Origin of the sequence: Nitrospira sp. (assembly GCA_024760525.1) — a bacterium.
Taxonomy (GTDB): domain Bacteria; phylum Nitrospirota; class Nitrospiria; order Nitrospirales; family Nitrospiraceae; genus Nitrospira_D.
Map to the genome: position 1 here is coordinate 1,604,609 of CP060499.1, position 14,173 is coordinate 1,618,781.

Below are 14,173 nucleotides of genomic sequence, written 5' to 3' on the forward strand. Positions count from 1 at the left end.
CTCCTCCTCGGTTTCCTCGTACCATGATGCGTCTTCCTTTCAAACAACCGAAGCTTACGTACCAAGCCGAGTGGAATCACGGGCCGATTCTCGGCATTGAGTCCTCATGCGATGAGACGGCTGCAGCCGTACTCGATCGCGAGGGGACCGTGCTTTCCAACGTCGTCTCTTCACAAGTGGCCGTCCATGAAAGATTTGGGGGCGTTGTTCCTGAATTGGCGGCACGCGCGCATCTTGGCAGCATCGACACGGTCGTCAAAGAGGCCTTGGGAACCGCCCAGGTCTTGAAAACTGATCTTGCTGCTGTGGCCGTCACTCAAGGCCCCGGACTCGCCGGCGCACTCCTGGTGGGGGTCAACTACGCCAAAGCCTTAAGCTACGGATTGGGCATTCCTATCATCGGGGTCAATCATCTACAGGGCCATATCGCTTCGGCTTGGCTTGCCGATCCGACGTTTCCTCTGCCCTGCATCGTCCTGGTCGTATCCGGTGGGCATACTCATCTCTATCGCCGTGATCCGGATGGTCGGTGCGCTCTGCTCGGACGCACTCGCGACGATGCGGCCGGTGAAGCGTTCGATAAAGGCGCCCAGATGCTTGGTCTAGGGTATCCAGGTGGACCTGCTGTTGATCGCATCGCACGTTCCGGTGATCCACAGGCCATTCGATTTCCTCGATTCCATCAGGCAAAGAACAGCCTTGAGTTCAGTTTCAGCGGTCTCAAGACGTCTTTGCTCTATCGGCTGCGGGACATGGCTGCGCCTCTGCGGCCTGGGCAGATCGCCGACTTGGCGGCAGGCTATCAAGAAGCGATCGTCCAGGTGTTAGTCACGAAAGCCTTCGCTGCTCTTAAGCAGTCGAACCTGTGTGCGCTTGCCGTGGTGGGAGGCGTCTCGGCGAACTCACGATTGCGGGCCGTCTTACGCGAACGTGCGGCGCGTGAGCAGATCCGTCTGTCGCTGCCGACGGCCGAGTACTGTACCGACAATGCCGCCATGATCGCTTCAGCCGGGCGTCAGTTGCTCATGGGTGGAGCAGGACTATCCTTGAATTTTGACATCAGCCCGATGGAGGCTTCCACGGTTCTCGATGGGGAATGCCGCATGGCTGTCCCCGACAGAAGGGAGACAGCCTATTACTGATATCCGTGGTCATCTCACAGGTCTGCGTGCCGGCCAAGTGGGGTCACTCGAACGACTCTACCGCCGAAGGGTCCCCAGTGACAAACTCATTTCACCGGAACTGGCCAAAGCTATGGCGCAACTCACTCTAGAGATTCGCCGGCCGCTCGGTGTGCTGCTGACGCGACGGGGCCAAGTTCAAGAAGTGATCGTGGGTACGGAGTTGACGCTGTCTTCGACGACCCTGACTCTGTTCCGTGCGGGAACTCGATCTCTTCGTGGTCTGCGGTTCATTCGGACGCAACTACATGACAACCCGTTAAACCAGGAGCTGCTCACCGATCTCGCATTCTTACGGCTTGACCTGGTCGCGGTCCTTTCCATTGAGGAGGACGGTAGGCTAGGCCATCTGTACATGGCGCATTTGCTCCCGCCCAGTTCGACTGGTCAATTGTTCAAGGTGCACAAGGCTGTCCCTTTTCACAACCTGACCATGAGGTTCGACGAGTTTATTGACGAACTCGAAGCTGAGCTTCAGCAGGTCCGGGCGCACCACGCGGTTGAAAAGGGCAAGGAGTCAGCGATCTTGGTCAGCGCCTCTGTGAAGAGTCGAACGGAGCAAGAAGAACATTTGGCTGAACTGGCGGAGCTGGCTACGTCCGCCGATGTCACGGTGATCGACCGCATGACACAACGAACCGGGGATGGGCATCAGCGGTATCTTCTCGGCAGTGGCAAGATGAAGGACGTACTGATTCAGACGCTGCATCGGGGCGCCGATATGGTGATTTTCGATCAAACGCTGTCGCCGGCTCAACTGCGAGCGATTTTGGAAATGACCGATATCAAAGTGATCGACCGCACACAGCTGATTTTGGACATCTTTGCTCGGCGAGCGCACAGTCGCGAGGGCAAGGTACAAGTAGAGCTGGCACAATTGCGGTACCTGCTCCCACGATTATCCGGAAAGGGTACGCAACTGTCTCGTCTGGGCGGTGGCATCGGCACTCGTGGGCCAGGGGAAACAAAATTGGAGACCGATCGCCGCCGGGTACGCGATCGCATTACGCATTTGGAGCGAGAGCTGGAGCAGTTTACGCGGCATCAAGACCGACGGCGGTCCCGCCGTGGCCGGTATGGCCTTCCCGTTGTGTCTCTCGTCGGGTATACGAACGCGGGTAAGTCGACGCTGCTCAATGTGCTGACGAAAAGTCAGGTTTCGGCTCAAAACAGATTGTTTGAAACGCTCGACACGACCAGCCGACGCCTGCGGTTCCCGGAGGATCGCGAAATCATTATTACGGACACCGTAGGGTTCATCCGGGATCTTCCACAGGAATTGGTCGGAGCCTTTCGGACCACACTTGATGAACTACGGGAGGCAGATCTCTTGCTTCATGTTGTCGATATCAGCGCCGCGGACATCGACGTTCAGATCACCGCCGTCGTGGCTATTCTCGAGGAGCTGCAGTTGACGACAATACCGCGATTGCTCGTGTTCAATAAGTGTGATCAAGCACCTTCGCAGCAAGTCGAATTGCTCTGTCGACGTTACGACGCCATTGGGATTTCGGCCATCCAGCCCTCCACGCTTCATCCTCTCCTGGCGAGACTGGAGACACACGTCAGAGCTCTGCCGATCGCGGAAGATCGGATGTCCGGCACGGCATTGCAGGACGATGCACTGGCCCTTGCATCTCGTCGGTAACCGCTGCACAATCAGCCCGCCGTGAAGAAGGCTCAACACACGAATGCACCGCCTGCACCGGACCGTCCGGCTCAGATCGCCATAAACTTGCGCCGTGCTATGCCGACGACAAAAGTCGAATTGGCATACCGATCTCCATGGCAGTTGTTGGTGGCGACAATTCTTTCTGCGCAATGCACCGATCTGAGAGTCAATCAAGTGACGCCTGCACTGTTCAAGCGGTATGCCACGCCTCGTGCAATGGCCAAGGCGATGCCGACGGAGCTTGAGGGGCTGATCAGATCGACCGGTTTTTATAAGAACAAAGCGAAGAACCTAGTCGGCTGTGCGCAGGCCATCAGCACACGTTTTGGCGGCCAGGTGCCGGACACGATGGAGGAACTCACTTCGATTCCCGGGGTCGGGAGAAAAACCGCCAACGTGCTCCTTGGAGCGGCTTTTGGAAAGCCAGCCCTCGTGGTTGATACGCATGTGAAACGAGTGGCCAACCGCTTGGCTATGACACGTTCCAACGATCCGGAACAGATTGAGCGGGACCTCCAATCCCTTTATCCGCAAGCCCAGTGGACGGACGTGTCGCAACGGATATTGCTTCATGGGAGGTATGTCTGCCTCGCGCGGAAGCCTCGCTGCGCGGTCTGCCCGATTTTCGATGTCTGTGGGTGGGAAGGAAAACGGTTGAAATGATTAAAAGCATGACTGGATTTGGCCGGCGACAGGGAGTGTGGTCCGATGGGACGGTCACCGTAGAAGTGAAGTCGGTCAATCATCGTTTCCTTGAAATGTCCATTCGTCTGCCGAAATTGCTGAACCTTTTGGAAGAAGTATTTCGGAAGACCATTCAACAGCATTGTGCGCGTGGAAGAGTGGATGTCACGGTGTTGCTGCAAGGGGGGCGTGGCAATGCTCGCGCCTTGCAGCTTGACGCTGGATTGGCGAAACAGTACCATCACGCTCTTCGCGCACTCCAGCGGACGTTGAAGCTGAAAGGCTCCATCGACATCGGGCTGATAGCGGGGTTCCGAGATATTCTTGCGTTTTCTGATCAGCCGACCGACGATCCCAAACTCGCAAAATTGGTGGAAAAACTTGGGCTGAAGGCCGTGCTCGATATGGCAAGCATGCGTAAAAAGGAGGGTGAGCTCCTCGCGCAGGATATTCTGGCCAGACTCAACCATTTGCGTGAATGCAAGACGGCGGTCTCGGCTCGTGCACCGCATGTCGCGGGGGAAACCTTTGATCGTATGAAGCTGCGAGTCGAGAAGTTATTGGGAGATGCTATCCCGGATCTTCCCCGACTCAATCAGGAACTGGCCACGTATGCCGACCGGTGCGACATTACAGAAGAATTGGTCAGACTAGACGCGCATATGGTACAGTTTGACCGTACGATCAGAGGCACGGAGCCTGTCGGCAAGACGCTGGACTTCCTCCTTCAAGAGATGGGTCGGGAAGTCAATACGATCGGATCGAAAGCCAACGACGCTGCGATCACGGCGGATGTCGTGCGAATGAAGGCAGAGCTTGAGCGGTTGCGTGAGCAGGTACAGAACGTCGAATGAGCACGGCGATAACCACCAGTAATCCCCCTCCAGTCGTGACCGGGAAGCGGCAAGCTCCCGAGCGCCGGGGAATTCTGTACATCATTTCGGCTCCTTCAGGCGCGGGGAAGACGACCTTGTGCAAACAGATCGTGACCTCAGTTTCCGGGGTGTGGCATTCGGTATCGTTTACGACGAGAAAGCCGCGCCCGGGAGAAGAACACGGACGCGACTACTTCTTTATCGAAGAAAAAGTGTTTCACGATATGGTGGCGCGGAATGAATTCTTGGAATACGCGCATGTCTACAGCCATTGGTATGGAACCCCGCGGAAACCCCTGATGGACAGGATGGAGCAGGGTATCGACGTGTTGCTTGAGATCGATGTCCAAGGCGCCCTCCAGATCAAGAAGAAGTTCGAGGATGCCGTCTATATCTTCATTCTTCCTCCGTCCATGGACACGCTGCGTACTCGACTCCAAAGTCGGGGGTCGGATTCTCCGGATGAAATTGCACGCCGATTGCGGAAGGTGAAAGAAGAGGTCTGGTGTTTCCGGGAGTACTATTACATTGTTCGTAACGACGATCTCGCGCAATCTCTTCGCGAGTTGCAAAGCATTTTTCTGGCGGAACGCTTGAAGACGAAACGCATGGACATGCATTGGCTGGAACAGAGCTTTATTCTGGAGAAAGAGACGAAACTCGACGATCGAGAACCATCAACCACTGTCTAGAAGAGGAGCGAGGCGGATTATGATCGACATGCTGAGTTTGTTGCCGCAATACACAACTGATGAATTTGACTCCCGCCACCGATTGGTGATCGTCGCCTCCCAACGCGCGAAGCACTTGACTCAAGGAGCCAAGCCTGCCGTGTCTTCTCGTTTTACGAAAGAAACGACCATCGCGCTTGATGAGGTGTTGAGGGGGCATGCCAGATATTTGACCGGCAAAGAGGCCCGCGATGCCATGAAGGAAGCCAAGCGCGGGAAGGAAGGCGAAACTGAGCGTATCGCGATGATGACCGGTGAGGACGCCCGGGAGATCAAGAAAGAGCTCAGTGTGTATGTGGATGATACGGTCCAACCGACGGCAGCTCCGACCGAGGAGTAGACTGTGGACGTCGCGCCATCGCAGACCAGTCTGAGGGGCAAGCGTCTTGCCTTGGGGATCACGGGAAGCATCGCTGCGTATAAAGCAGTCGGACTCCTTAGAGCCTTCACACGCGAAGGTGCGACGGTGTCGGTCGTCATGACGCAGGCCGCCACGAAATTCGTGACTCCCCTGACGTTTGAGGTTCTCTCCGGCAGCCGGGTCACGACGGATCTCTTTGAGGCTCATGAGGAGATGGCCCACCTCACGGTTCCTGAGCATGCCCATGCGATTATCGTGGCGCCGGCGACGGCGAATTTTCTCGCGAAGGCGGCTCTTGGACTGGCAGATGATGTACTGACCACCATGCTGTTGAGTGCTCGATGCCCGGTCATCATCGTTCCGGCCATGGACGGCGGCATGTGGACACATCCCACGGTCGTTCAACATGTGCACACGCTTCGATCTCGCGGTGTCGTCGTGCTCGATCCTGAGGTAGGACCGCTTGCCTCCGGACAGGTTGCCCAGGGGAGGCTTTCCTCAGAGTCCAGTATCTTGGATGCAGTCCACGCAGCCCTCATCCCTCAGCAGGATTGGCGGGGTCAACGAGTCTTGGTATCCGCCGGCCCAACTCACGAACCGATCGATCCGGTGCGTTTTATTTCCAATCGTTCGTCCGGCAAAATGGGGTACGCAATTGCGGAAGCCGCGCGGGATCGAGGGGCTGAGGTCGTGTTGGTCACCGGCCCTTCGTTTCTAACTCCTCCGTCGGGAGTCACCACGGTTCGTGTGGGCACCGCCGGCGAAATGGCCGACGCGTTGTGTCGGCAGTTCTCTTCCTCCACGGTCCTGATCATGGCGGCGGCGGTCGCGGACTTTCGGCCCAAAATGCTTGCGGCACAAAAACTCAAAAAGCAGGGGAAATCCGAGATCGTGTTGGAGCTTGAATCGACTCCGGACATTCTCACGATGTTATCTGCGCGGCGGACATCGCAAATCGTGGTTGGATTCGCGGCGGAAACGGAGCACGTGGTGTCTCATGCGAAGGACAAGATCAGAGGAAAGGGACTCGACCTCATCGTGGCCAACGATGTGACCCAAGCGGGAGCCGGCTTCGGGAGTGATGACAACGCGGCGGTGATCCTCTCGGCTACGGGCGAAGAACGGGCGTTGCCTCTCATGTCCAAGCGTCGCCTGGCGGACGAAATACTGACTGCCGTGCACGACATGTGCGACATGTCGTCTCGTCGCGCATCCTTAGTGGAGTAAACGATCTATGGCCCCGGGTTCGAAGAAGACAGGTAACGCCGACGAGATCGATCGACTGGCCTTAGCCTTTGCCAAAGAGCCAGGGTCCAAAGTCTTCATCCCTCTGGCGGAGGAGTACGGCAAAGCCGGCATGTGGGAAGAGGCAGTGGCCGTCCTTGAAGACGGGCTGAAAACCTACCCAGGGTTCATTACGGCCATGGTGGCATTAGGTCGGGCCTACGAGCAGATGAATCAGCCGATCAAGGCGAAAGCTATCCTTGAGGAAGCCATAAAAGTCAGTCCCGATAATCTTCGTGCGCATCGCACATTGGCCAAGCTGTATGTAGCCCAAGGGGCCAAGGAGGCAGCCATTCGGTCCTGCAACGTCATTCTCGCCGTTAACCCACAGGACCAAGAGGCGTTATCCCTTCGTGCCGGTCTCGACGCATCAGGGGCTGATGGTACAAGTGAAGTGCAAGGACAGTCGTCCGAGAAATCAGCCGACACGGCAAGCCTTGAAGCGGACCGTAGTCGGGGGGAACCGGTGACATCCGCCTTACGTGATGCCACGTTGCCCCCCAACAGTGAAGCCGACACGTTGTCCGGCCAGGGGACTTTTTCAGAAGATCGACTTGTCTCTGCGACCGCCGTTACGACACCAAGTGCACAAGTGACCGGAAATCCGGCCGTCACACAACTTGAGCAGTGGCTCACCTCCATTCAGGCACGTCGGCGAGACTCTCAAGCGCTTTCTCGCCCAAGCCCCAAAACTTCCTCGTGACTTCAACGGTTTGACCCCCTGAAACGGGACTGCTAGAATGCCGCCCTTGGTGTGCGGGCGGTGTGAATCGGGTGTAGATATAGGAGGTTTCATACGCGATATGCCGCGCATCTTGGTTCTGCATGGTCCCAATCTGAACCTATTGGGTAATCGCGAAGAATCCATTTATGGGACGACAACGCTGGCAGAGATCGATGCGTCTCTCGTGAAATTGGGAGGAGAGCTTGGAGCAGAGCTGGTGATTCGGCAGTCGAATCTCGAAGGTGAATTGGTGACGTGGATTCAAGAAGGGCGACGCGGCTATCAGGGTGTCATCATCAATCCGGCCGCCTATACCCATACCAGCATCGCGATACGCGATGCTCTGGCCGCCGTTGATCTGCCCACCGTCGAAGTTCATTTGTCGAACATATATCGGCGTGAAGACTTCCGGCGACATTCCTATGTCTCCGGAGTTGCCTTGGGGCAGGTGTCCGGGTTCGGTCCTGCAGGCTATCTCTTGGCTCTGCGAGGATTATGCGAGCACCTATCTGTGTCCGGGGCCGAAAGTTCTTCAGAATGAGGTTGCTCTGCCGGCAGACGTACTGCAAGGCGGAGAGTAGGGGTGGACTCGGGCCGTTCGGGCTCATTGTCGAAGGGAGTGACGAGTGATTTCCACGGTTGATTTTCGGAGCGGTGTACGGTTGATGGTTGAAGGCGAACCTTTTTATATCGTTGAATTTCAGCATGTAAAGCCCGGCAAGGGCGGCGCGTTCGTGCGCACCAAATTGAAGAGCTATCTTTCCGGAAATGTGTTGGACCGTACGTTTCGATCAGGCGAACGGTTTGAAGAGCCTGATTTGGAAGAACGCGACATGCAGTTTCTCTACGCCACCGGAGATTCCTATACGCTCATGGATACGGAGACTTATGAGCAACTGACGTTTGAGAGAAGTCAGTTAGGAGAGAATGCCGATCTCTTGAAAGAAAACATGGTCGCCAAGATCCTCATCTATCAGCATCGGCCGATTGCGGTTGAGTTGCCGAACTTTATCGAGCTCAAGGTGGTCGATGCGGATCCCGGTGTGCGGGGAGATACTGCATCGGGGGGGACCAAGCCGGCGGTCGTCGAAACAGGGGCGACGATCAAAGTCCCGCTGTACTTGGAGGTCGGCACCGTCATCCGGATCGATACCCGCACTCGGTCCTATGTGGAGCGTGTTCGGTGAGTCGTCGTCGATCGAAGGCAAAGACTCGTCGGATCGTGTTGCCGGATGCTGTGAACAAGCCGATCTCGGAGGCATCGCTCACAGGCGGCTCCGTGAAGCAGATCCAAGAACTCATCGATCTGCTTCGACGTAATAATTTGACCGAGCTTGAGTTTGAGCGTCAGGGGATCAGGATCCGAGTTCGCCACGAATTCGGCGCCAAGCCTTTTGCGGCCGTCGCGCAGGAGACGGTTCCAGTTCCTTCTCAACAGCCGGCACATCAGGCGACAGCCATGACGCCGGTCGTGGAAGGAGCCACGGGATTTGTGACCGTGACGTCACCCATCGTCGGCACGTTTTACCGGTCTCCCTCGCCTGATGCCGATCCTTATGTGGAAGAGGGAGATTCTGTGAGGAAGGGGCAAGTGCTGTGCATCGTTGAAGCGATGAAGCTCATGAATGAAATTGAATCCGAGGTGGACGGTCGTATCGTCAAGATATTGGTGGAAAGCACCAAGTCAGTGGAATATGGTCAGGCGTTATTTCTCATCGATCCCAAAACTGCTTCATAGGTCGTTCTGACGGCAGTCCTCTCCAACTGTACCGGAGCCGAGACGTGTTTAAGAAAGTTCTGATCGCCAATCGCGGAGAGATCGCGCTGCGAGTGATCCGAGCGTGTAAGGAACTCGGAATCAAGACCGTCGCCATTCATTCCGAAGCCGACGCGCTTGCTCTGCACGTTCGAGTGGCCGACGAAAAGGTGTGTGTCGGGCCTGCCGAATCCGCTTTGAGTTACCGTAACATTCCGAATGTTCTGAGCGCTGCAGAGATCACAGGAGTCGATGCCATCCATCCCGGGTACGGATTCCTGTCCGAAAACGCCCATTTCGCCGAAGTCTGTGAGTCCATCGGCATCAAATTCATCGGGCCGAGCTCTGAAAATATCGCCATGATGGGGGATAAAGCGAAGGCGCGCGAGATCGTCGCGAAGCGCGGCCTTCCGGTCACACCCGGGAGCCCTGGCGAATTGCGAAGCGAGGAGGATGCCTTGCTGGCCGCACAGAAGATCGGTTTCCCCGTCATCATCAAGGCGACGGCCGGAGGGGGAGGGCGAGGCATGCGGGTCGTCAATAAGGCGGAAGACTTGGGCCGGGCCTTTCAAGCCGCTCAAGCTGAAGCCAAATCGACCTTCGGCAACGACGGGGTGTACCTTGAACGCTATTTCCTTGAACCTCGCCATATCGAAGTGCAGATTTTGGCCGACAACCAGGGCCGCGTGATTCACCTCGGGGAGCGGGATTGCTCGATTCAACGGCGGCATCAAAAACTGGTCGAGGAGACCCCGTCCCCCGTCGTGGATGAAAAATTGCGTCGGGAGCTCGGTCGAGTCGCTGTGGAAGCCGTGAAGGCGGCACATTATCGAAACGTCGGAACCGTCGAATTTCTGCTCGACAAGGATCGGAATTTCTATTTCATGGAAGTCAATACCCGCATCCAAGTCGAGCATCCCATTACCGAAATGGTGACGGGCATCGATTTGATCAAAGAGCAGATCCGTCTTGCCGCCGGTCATGCGCTTTCGATCCGGCAACAGGACGTCGTGCTCACCGGCCATAGCATGGAATGCCGTATAAACGCCGAAGATCCAGAGAAGTTCACTCCCTCGCCGGGGGTCATCACCAAGTACAGTCCGCCGGGAGGTTTCGGGGTGCGGGTGGATTCTGCGATGGAGTCAGGTTCGGCCGTCGTTCCCTACTACGACTCGATGATCGCGAAGCTGATCACCCATGGCCGTGATCGGCAGGAGTCCATGGCTCGCATGAGACGAGCACTGAGTGAGTGTGTCATTGAAGGCATCAAAACGACGCTCCCGCTTCACCGCCGGATTCTCGATGATCCCGACTTTCAGAAGGGCCATGTGTCGACGACATTCTTGGAACGATTTTTGGGATAAGCGTCCCCTAGGCTCTCTCCGCTAAATACCGGTCTTTACAGCGTTTCCTCGACCAAGGTTTCTCCTTTCTTGGTATGCGACTGCCCGCGTGTTAAGCTATGCAAGCTGTTCATCGCTGATCCCCGATGGAGATGATTATCAGAGGTCTTCTTGATAGGATAAACGCGCGTTTCAAGGGTGGAGTTCCTCATTCATGCGCCGTATTGGGTTGATTGTCAGCGTGTTAGCCATCGGGTTGGCCATAGGTGGCTATGTGTTTTTCAACGGGGAGCGTAAAGCGCCCGTCCGCTACCGCACGGCTGCGGTCGAGCGTGGTCAGGTCGTTTCCGTGGTCAGCGCAACAGGGACGATCAATCCGGTTGTGTTGGTCCAGGTCGGCACGCAGGTGTCGGGGATGATCAAGAGCCTCCACGCGGATTTCAATTCGAGCGTCAAGGCTGGAGATACCGTAGCGACCATCGATCCCGAACCGTTCAAGGCCCGCCGAGAACAGGCCTTCAGCAATCTGGAGATGGCCCGTTCGAACGGGGCACACTCCAAGGCCGACCTGGCTCAGCGCAAGCGCGAATTAGACCGAGCCCAGTCATTGTTGCCTCAGCAGTTTGTTTCGCAAAATGACGTCGATGTCGCACTCACTAATTTCGAAAGCGCGCAAGCACAGGTGCGGGTTGCCGAGGCGCAGGTCAAGCAGGCCGAGGCAGCCTTAAATGCGACTGAGTTGGAATTGAAATACACTGTCATTCGATCGCCCGTCGACGGTATCGTTGTTGCCAGGAACATCGAAGTCGGGCAGACAGTTGCGGCCAGCTTCTCCACGCCTAATCTGTTTCTGATTGCCCTCGATCTCACCAAAATGCAGGTCGATACCAATGTGAGTGAATCGGATATCGGCGGAATGACAGAGGGCAAGGAAGCCGTTTTTACGGTGGATGCCTATCCTGGCATGTCATTTTTCGGCACCATCAAGCAGGTGCGGCTCGCACCCATCAATGTGCAGAATGTCGTGACCTACAACGTAGTGGTTGGAGTGGATAACAGGGATCTGCGGTTAAAACCCGGCATGACCGCCAACGTATCGATCATCGTGGCCCAGAAGGACCATGTACTCAAGGTTCCCAACGCAGCCCTCCGGTTCATGCCTCCAAAGGGTGAGGGAGCCCGGCAGGGGTCCGACGGGAGACCCGCTAAAGGGGACGGAGGCCGTCCGGTCAAGTTCGACGTTCGAACGATGGCGTCGAGAACCATCTGGAAGCCTGGAGAGAACGGTGATCTGGCTGCTCTCTCGGTAGAGACCGGTATCTCGGACGGTGTGACGACAGAGATCCTTTCCGGTGGCCTGACGGAAGGAGATATGGTCGTGGTTGGGATCGAACAGCCGTTCGGCGAAAAGAAGGGCAGCGAATTGCCGCCGGGGTTTGGTAACCAGCCGCAGCGTCCTCGTCCACGCGGGGGTACCTGACTTGCCTGAGGGGTTCTTCTTTAGCTGTCGTCGTCCGGTGAAGAGCAATAGCTTTGACACCGAGAGGGCGCTTTCCATCCCAGCCGTCCCCAAGTTCCTGCGCCATGGTGTTCGTTCGTGACTCCCTTGATTGTGTGCGAAGATATTTGGAAGGTCTACCGCCTCGGTGATGTCGAGGTGCAGGCGTTGCGCGGGCTAAATCTCACGATTCAGCAGGGTGAGTTTGTCGCGATCATGGGTTCAAGTGGATCGGGGAAGTCCACACTGATGAACATCCTCGGCTGTCTCGATCAACCCACGAGGGGACAATACCGGCTAAACGGCCAGGAAGTTGGACACTTGCGGTCCGATCAGTTGGCAGAGATTCGGAATCGCCAGATCGGTTTTGTCTTTCAAAGTTTCAACCTCATTCCCCGGACCAGTGCGTTGGAAAACGCTCAGTTGCCGTTGTTCTACCGAGGACTTTCTATGAAGGAGCAGCGTGCGTTGGCATCTGCCGCGCTTCAACGTGTCGGATTGAGCGGGCGCGAACATCATGCTCCCACGCAACTTTCGGGAGGCCAGCAACAACGGGTGGCGATTGCTCGGGCGCTGGTGACCGCACCCTCGTTGCTGTTGGCCGACGAGCCGACCGGAAACCTCGATACACAGTCCAGCCAAGAAATCATGGGCATTCTCGGAGGGTTGAACCGGGACGGTATTACGGTGATCTTGGTGACCCATGAGGTCGATATTGCCGCCTATGCTTCGCGCGAAATTGTCATCAAGGACGGGCAGATCTTGAGCGATCGAGTGGCCGAGGGACGATCTCAAATTGTGGGGGCATAAATGTCCGCATTCGTGTGGCTGACCATCGTCACTGCACTGCGCATCCTCGGGCGAAACCGACTGCGCGCCGGCTTGACGATGCTCGGGATCATTATTGGTGTCGGGGCGGTCATCGCCATGGTCAGCATTGGGGAGGGAGCCAAACGGGCCGTACAGCGGCAAATAGCCACAATGGGGACCAATGTCATCTTTATCTGGCCTGGCTCCACGACTGCGGGTGGGGTACGTGGGGCAATGGGCAGCGCGGTGACATTGACCGTCGGAGATGCCCTGGACCTGAAGAAGAAGCTCCCGCTTCTGTCCGATACGGGCTGGTACAAACGTGATCAGGCGCAGATCGTGTACGGCAACCGCAACTGGAATTGCTCGATTCAAGGAGCGTCGCCCAGTCTCCTCAGTATTCGAGACTGGTCCTTCAGCAGCGGGGGCTCCTTTACTCAGGAAGATTTGGATGGCGCAGCTCGGGTGGCGCTGCTTGGGCAGACGGTGGTTGAGAACCTGTTCGATCCCGGCGAGGAGCCAGTCGGGGCGGTGATTCGTATAAGAAACGTGCCGTTTCATGTCATTGGGATTCTGTCGCCTAAAGGGCAGTCCCCTCAGGGATGGGATCAGGACGATGTCGTGATCATCCCGTTCAGTACGGCCGAGCGGAAAGTTTTTGGGACGCTCTTTCTTGGGTCGGTGACAGCCATCGTCACATCCACGGATCGAACCGAGGATCTGCCGGACGCGGCAGAGCAGATTCGAGACCTCATGAGGTCTCGTCATCGTCTGCAAAGTGGTCAGTCGGACGATTTTACGATCCGCACGCTGGTCGATATCGGTCAGGTACAGGAGGGAACCAGTCAAACCTTGACGGTCATGTTGATGGCGATCGCCTCTATCTCGCTGTTCGTCGGCGGAATCGGCATCATGAACATTCTGCTGGTTTCTGTGACCGAGCGTACAAGAGAGATCGGCGTGCGTCTGGCAGTGGGGGCAAAGCGACGGCATATCATGATGCAGTTCCTGATCGAGGCGATGACCCTCAGCGTGGTTGGCGGCTGTATCGGCATCCTCTTTGGAGTTCTAAGTGCCCGCTTGACGACGGTGATTGCCGGCTGGCCGACTATTATTTCGAGCGACACAGTTATAGTGGCATTTGCCTTTTCCGTCGTGGTGGGCCTCTTCTTCGGTTTATATCCGGCCAATAAAGCCTCTCGGCTCAATCCCATCGAAGCGTTGCGCTACGAGTAAGGTGGCGGCGATCCGCAA

General features: G+C 56.6%; 15 protein-coding genes. All 15 read left to right on the forward strand.

Annotated features, from left to right (window positions below; translation table 11 throughout):
* Positions 1-26: 26 nt before the first annotated feature.
* The 15 genes from tsaD to H8K04_07625 all read left to right on the forward strand — a co-directional run bounded on the left by tsaD (position 27) and on the right by H8K04_07625 (position 14,155).
* On the forward strand, positions 27-1,142 hold the full coding sequence (gene tsaD, locus H8K04_07555) for a tRNA (adenosine(37)-N6)-threonylcarbamoyltransferase complex transferase subunit TsaD (protein ID UVT17902.1): 1,116 nt from the start codon (positions 27-29) through the stop codon (positions 1,140-1,142).
* Positions 1,090-2,829, forward strand: a complete 1,740-nt coding sequence (gene hflX / locus H8K04_07560) for a GTPase HflX (protein UVT17385.1) — start codon at positions 1,090-1,092, stop codon at positions 2,827-2,829. The genes tsaD and hflX overlap by 53 nt, the downstream gene beginning before the upstream one ends.
* Positions 2,830-2,928: 99 nt before the next feature.
* Positions 2,929-3,516, forward strand: a complete 588-nt coding sequence (gene nth, locus H8K04_07565; protein ID UVT17903.1) for an endonuclease III — start codon at positions 2,929-2,931, stop codon at positions 3,514-3,516.
* Positions 3,517-3,524: 8 nt separating this feature from the next.
* A complete protein-coding gene (locus H8K04_07570; protein ID UVT17386.1) occupies positions 3,525-4,391 on the forward strand; it encodes a YicC family protein in 867 nt (288 codons plus the stop codon).
* Positions 4,388-5,104, forward strand: coding sequence for a guanylate kinase (gmk, locus tag H8K04_07575; protein UVT17387.1), 717 nt, complete (start codon positions 4,388-4,390; stop codon positions 5,102-5,104). The genes H8K04_07570 and gmk overlap by 4 nt, the downstream gene beginning before the upstream one ends.
* 19 nt (positions 5,105-5,123) lie before the next feature.
* Complete coding sequence (locus H8K04_07580) at positions 5,124-5,483, forward strand: DNA-directed RNA polymerase subunit omega (protein UVT17388.1); 360 nt, start codon at positions 5,124-5,126, stop codon at positions 5,481-5,483.
* A gap of 3 nt (positions 5,484-5,486) precedes the next feature.
* A complete protein-coding gene (coaBC, locus tag H8K04_07585) occupies positions 5,487-6,731 on the forward strand; it encodes a bifunctional phosphopantothenoylcysteine decarboxylase/phosphopantothenate--cysteine ligase CoaBC (GenBank protein UVT17389.1) in 1,245 nt (414 codons plus the stop codon).
* A 7-nt stretch (positions 6,732-6,738) separates the two neighbouring features.
* On the forward strand, positions 6,739-7,491 hold the full coding sequence (locus tag H8K04_07590; GenBank protein ID UVT17390.1) for a tetratricopeptide repeat protein: 753 nt from the start codon (positions 6,739-6,741) through the stop codon (positions 7,489-7,491).
* Between the two features lie 100 nt (positions 7,492-7,591).
* Positions 7,592-8,053 carry a type II 3-dehydroquinate dehydratase gene (gene aroQ, locus H8K04_07595; protein UVT17391.1) on the forward strand — a complete coding sequence of 154 codons (462 nt, stop codon included), beginning with the start codon at positions 7,592-7,594 and terminating at the stop codon, positions 8,051-8,053.
* Positions 8,054-8,138: 85 nt separating this feature from the next.
* Positions 8,139-8,699 carry an elongation factor P gene (gene efp, locus H8K04_07600; GenBank protein ID UVT17392.1) on the forward strand — a complete coding sequence of 187 codons (561 nt, stop codon included), beginning with the start codon at positions 8,139-8,141 and terminating at the stop codon, positions 8,697-8,699.
* 32 nt (positions 8,700-8,731) lie between these two features.
* On the forward strand, positions 8,732-9,250 hold the full coding sequence (gene accB / locus H8K04_07605) for an acetyl-CoA carboxylase biotin carboxyl carrier protein (protein UVT17904.1): 519 nt from the start codon (positions 8,732-8,734) through the stop codon (positions 9,248-9,250).
* A 44-nt stretch (positions 9,251-9,294) separates the two neighbouring features.
* Positions 9,295-10,632 carry an acetyl-CoA carboxylase biotin carboxylase subunit gene (accC, locus tag H8K04_07610; GenBank protein ID UVT17393.1) on the forward strand — a complete coding sequence of 446 codons (1,338 nt, stop codon included), beginning with the start codon at positions 9,295-9,297 and terminating at the stop codon, positions 10,630-10,632.
* Between the two features lie 193 nt (positions 10,633-10,825).
* Complete coding sequence (locus H8K04_07615) at positions 10,826-12,091, forward strand: efflux RND transporter periplasmic adaptor subunit (GenBank protein UVT17394.1); 1,266 nt, start codon at positions 10,826-10,828, stop codon at positions 12,089-12,091.
* A gap of 117 nt (positions 12,092-12,208) precedes the next feature.
* Positions 12,209-12,919 carry an ABC transporter ATP-binding protein gene (locus tag H8K04_07620; GenBank protein UVT17395.1) on the forward strand — a complete coding sequence of 237 codons (711 nt, stop codon included), beginning with the start codon at positions 12,209-12,211 and terminating at the stop codon, positions 12,917-12,919.
* Positions 12,920-14,155 carry an ABC transporter permease gene (locus H8K04_07625; GenBank protein UVT17396.1) on the forward strand — a complete coding sequence of 412 codons (1,236 nt, stop codon included), beginning with the start codon at positions 12,920-12,922 and terminating at the stop codon, positions 14,153-14,155.
* Positions 14,156-14,173 lie beyond the last annotated feature (18 nt).

Bases quoted from the DNA above. Each gene is read 5' to 3' on its own strand.
- tsaD (UVT17902.1), top strand. From the start codon at position 27: ATGCGTCTTCCTTTCAAACAACCGAAGCTTACGTACCAAGCCGAGTGG.
- hflX (UVT17385.1), top strand. From the start codon at position 1,090: ATGGGGAATGCCGCATGGCTGTCCCCGACAGAAGGGAGACAGCCTATT.
- nth (UVT17903.1), top strand. From the start codon at position 2,929: ATGCCGACGACAAAAGTCGAATTGGCATACCGATCTCCATGGCAGTTG.
- H8K04_07570 (UVT17386.1), top strand. From the start codon at position 3,525: ATGACTGGATTTGGCCGGCGACAGGGAGTGTGGTCCGATGGGACGGTC.
- gmk (UVT17387.1), top strand. From the start codon at position 4,388: ATGAGCACGGCGATAACCACCAGTAATCCCCCTCCAGTCGTGACCGGG.
- H8K04_07580 (UVT17388.1), top strand. From the start codon at position 5,124: ATGATCGACATGCTGAGTTTGTTGCCGCAATACACAACTGATGAATTT.
- H8K04_07590 (UVT17390.1), top strand. From the start codon at position 6,739: ATGGCCCCGGGTTCGAAGAAGACAGGTAACGCCGACGAGATCGATCGA.
- aroQ (UVT17391.1), top strand. From the start codon at position 7,592: ATGCCGCGCATCTTGGTTCTGCATGGTCCCAATCTGAACCTATTGGGT.
- H8K04_07615 (UVT17394.1), top strand. From the start codon at position 10,826: ATGCGCCGTATTGGGTTGATTGTCAGCGTGTTAGCCATCGGGTTGGCC.
- H8K04_07625 (UVT17396.1), top strand. From the start codon at position 12,920: ATGTCCGCATTCGTGTGGCTGACCATCGTCACTGCACTGCGCATCCTC.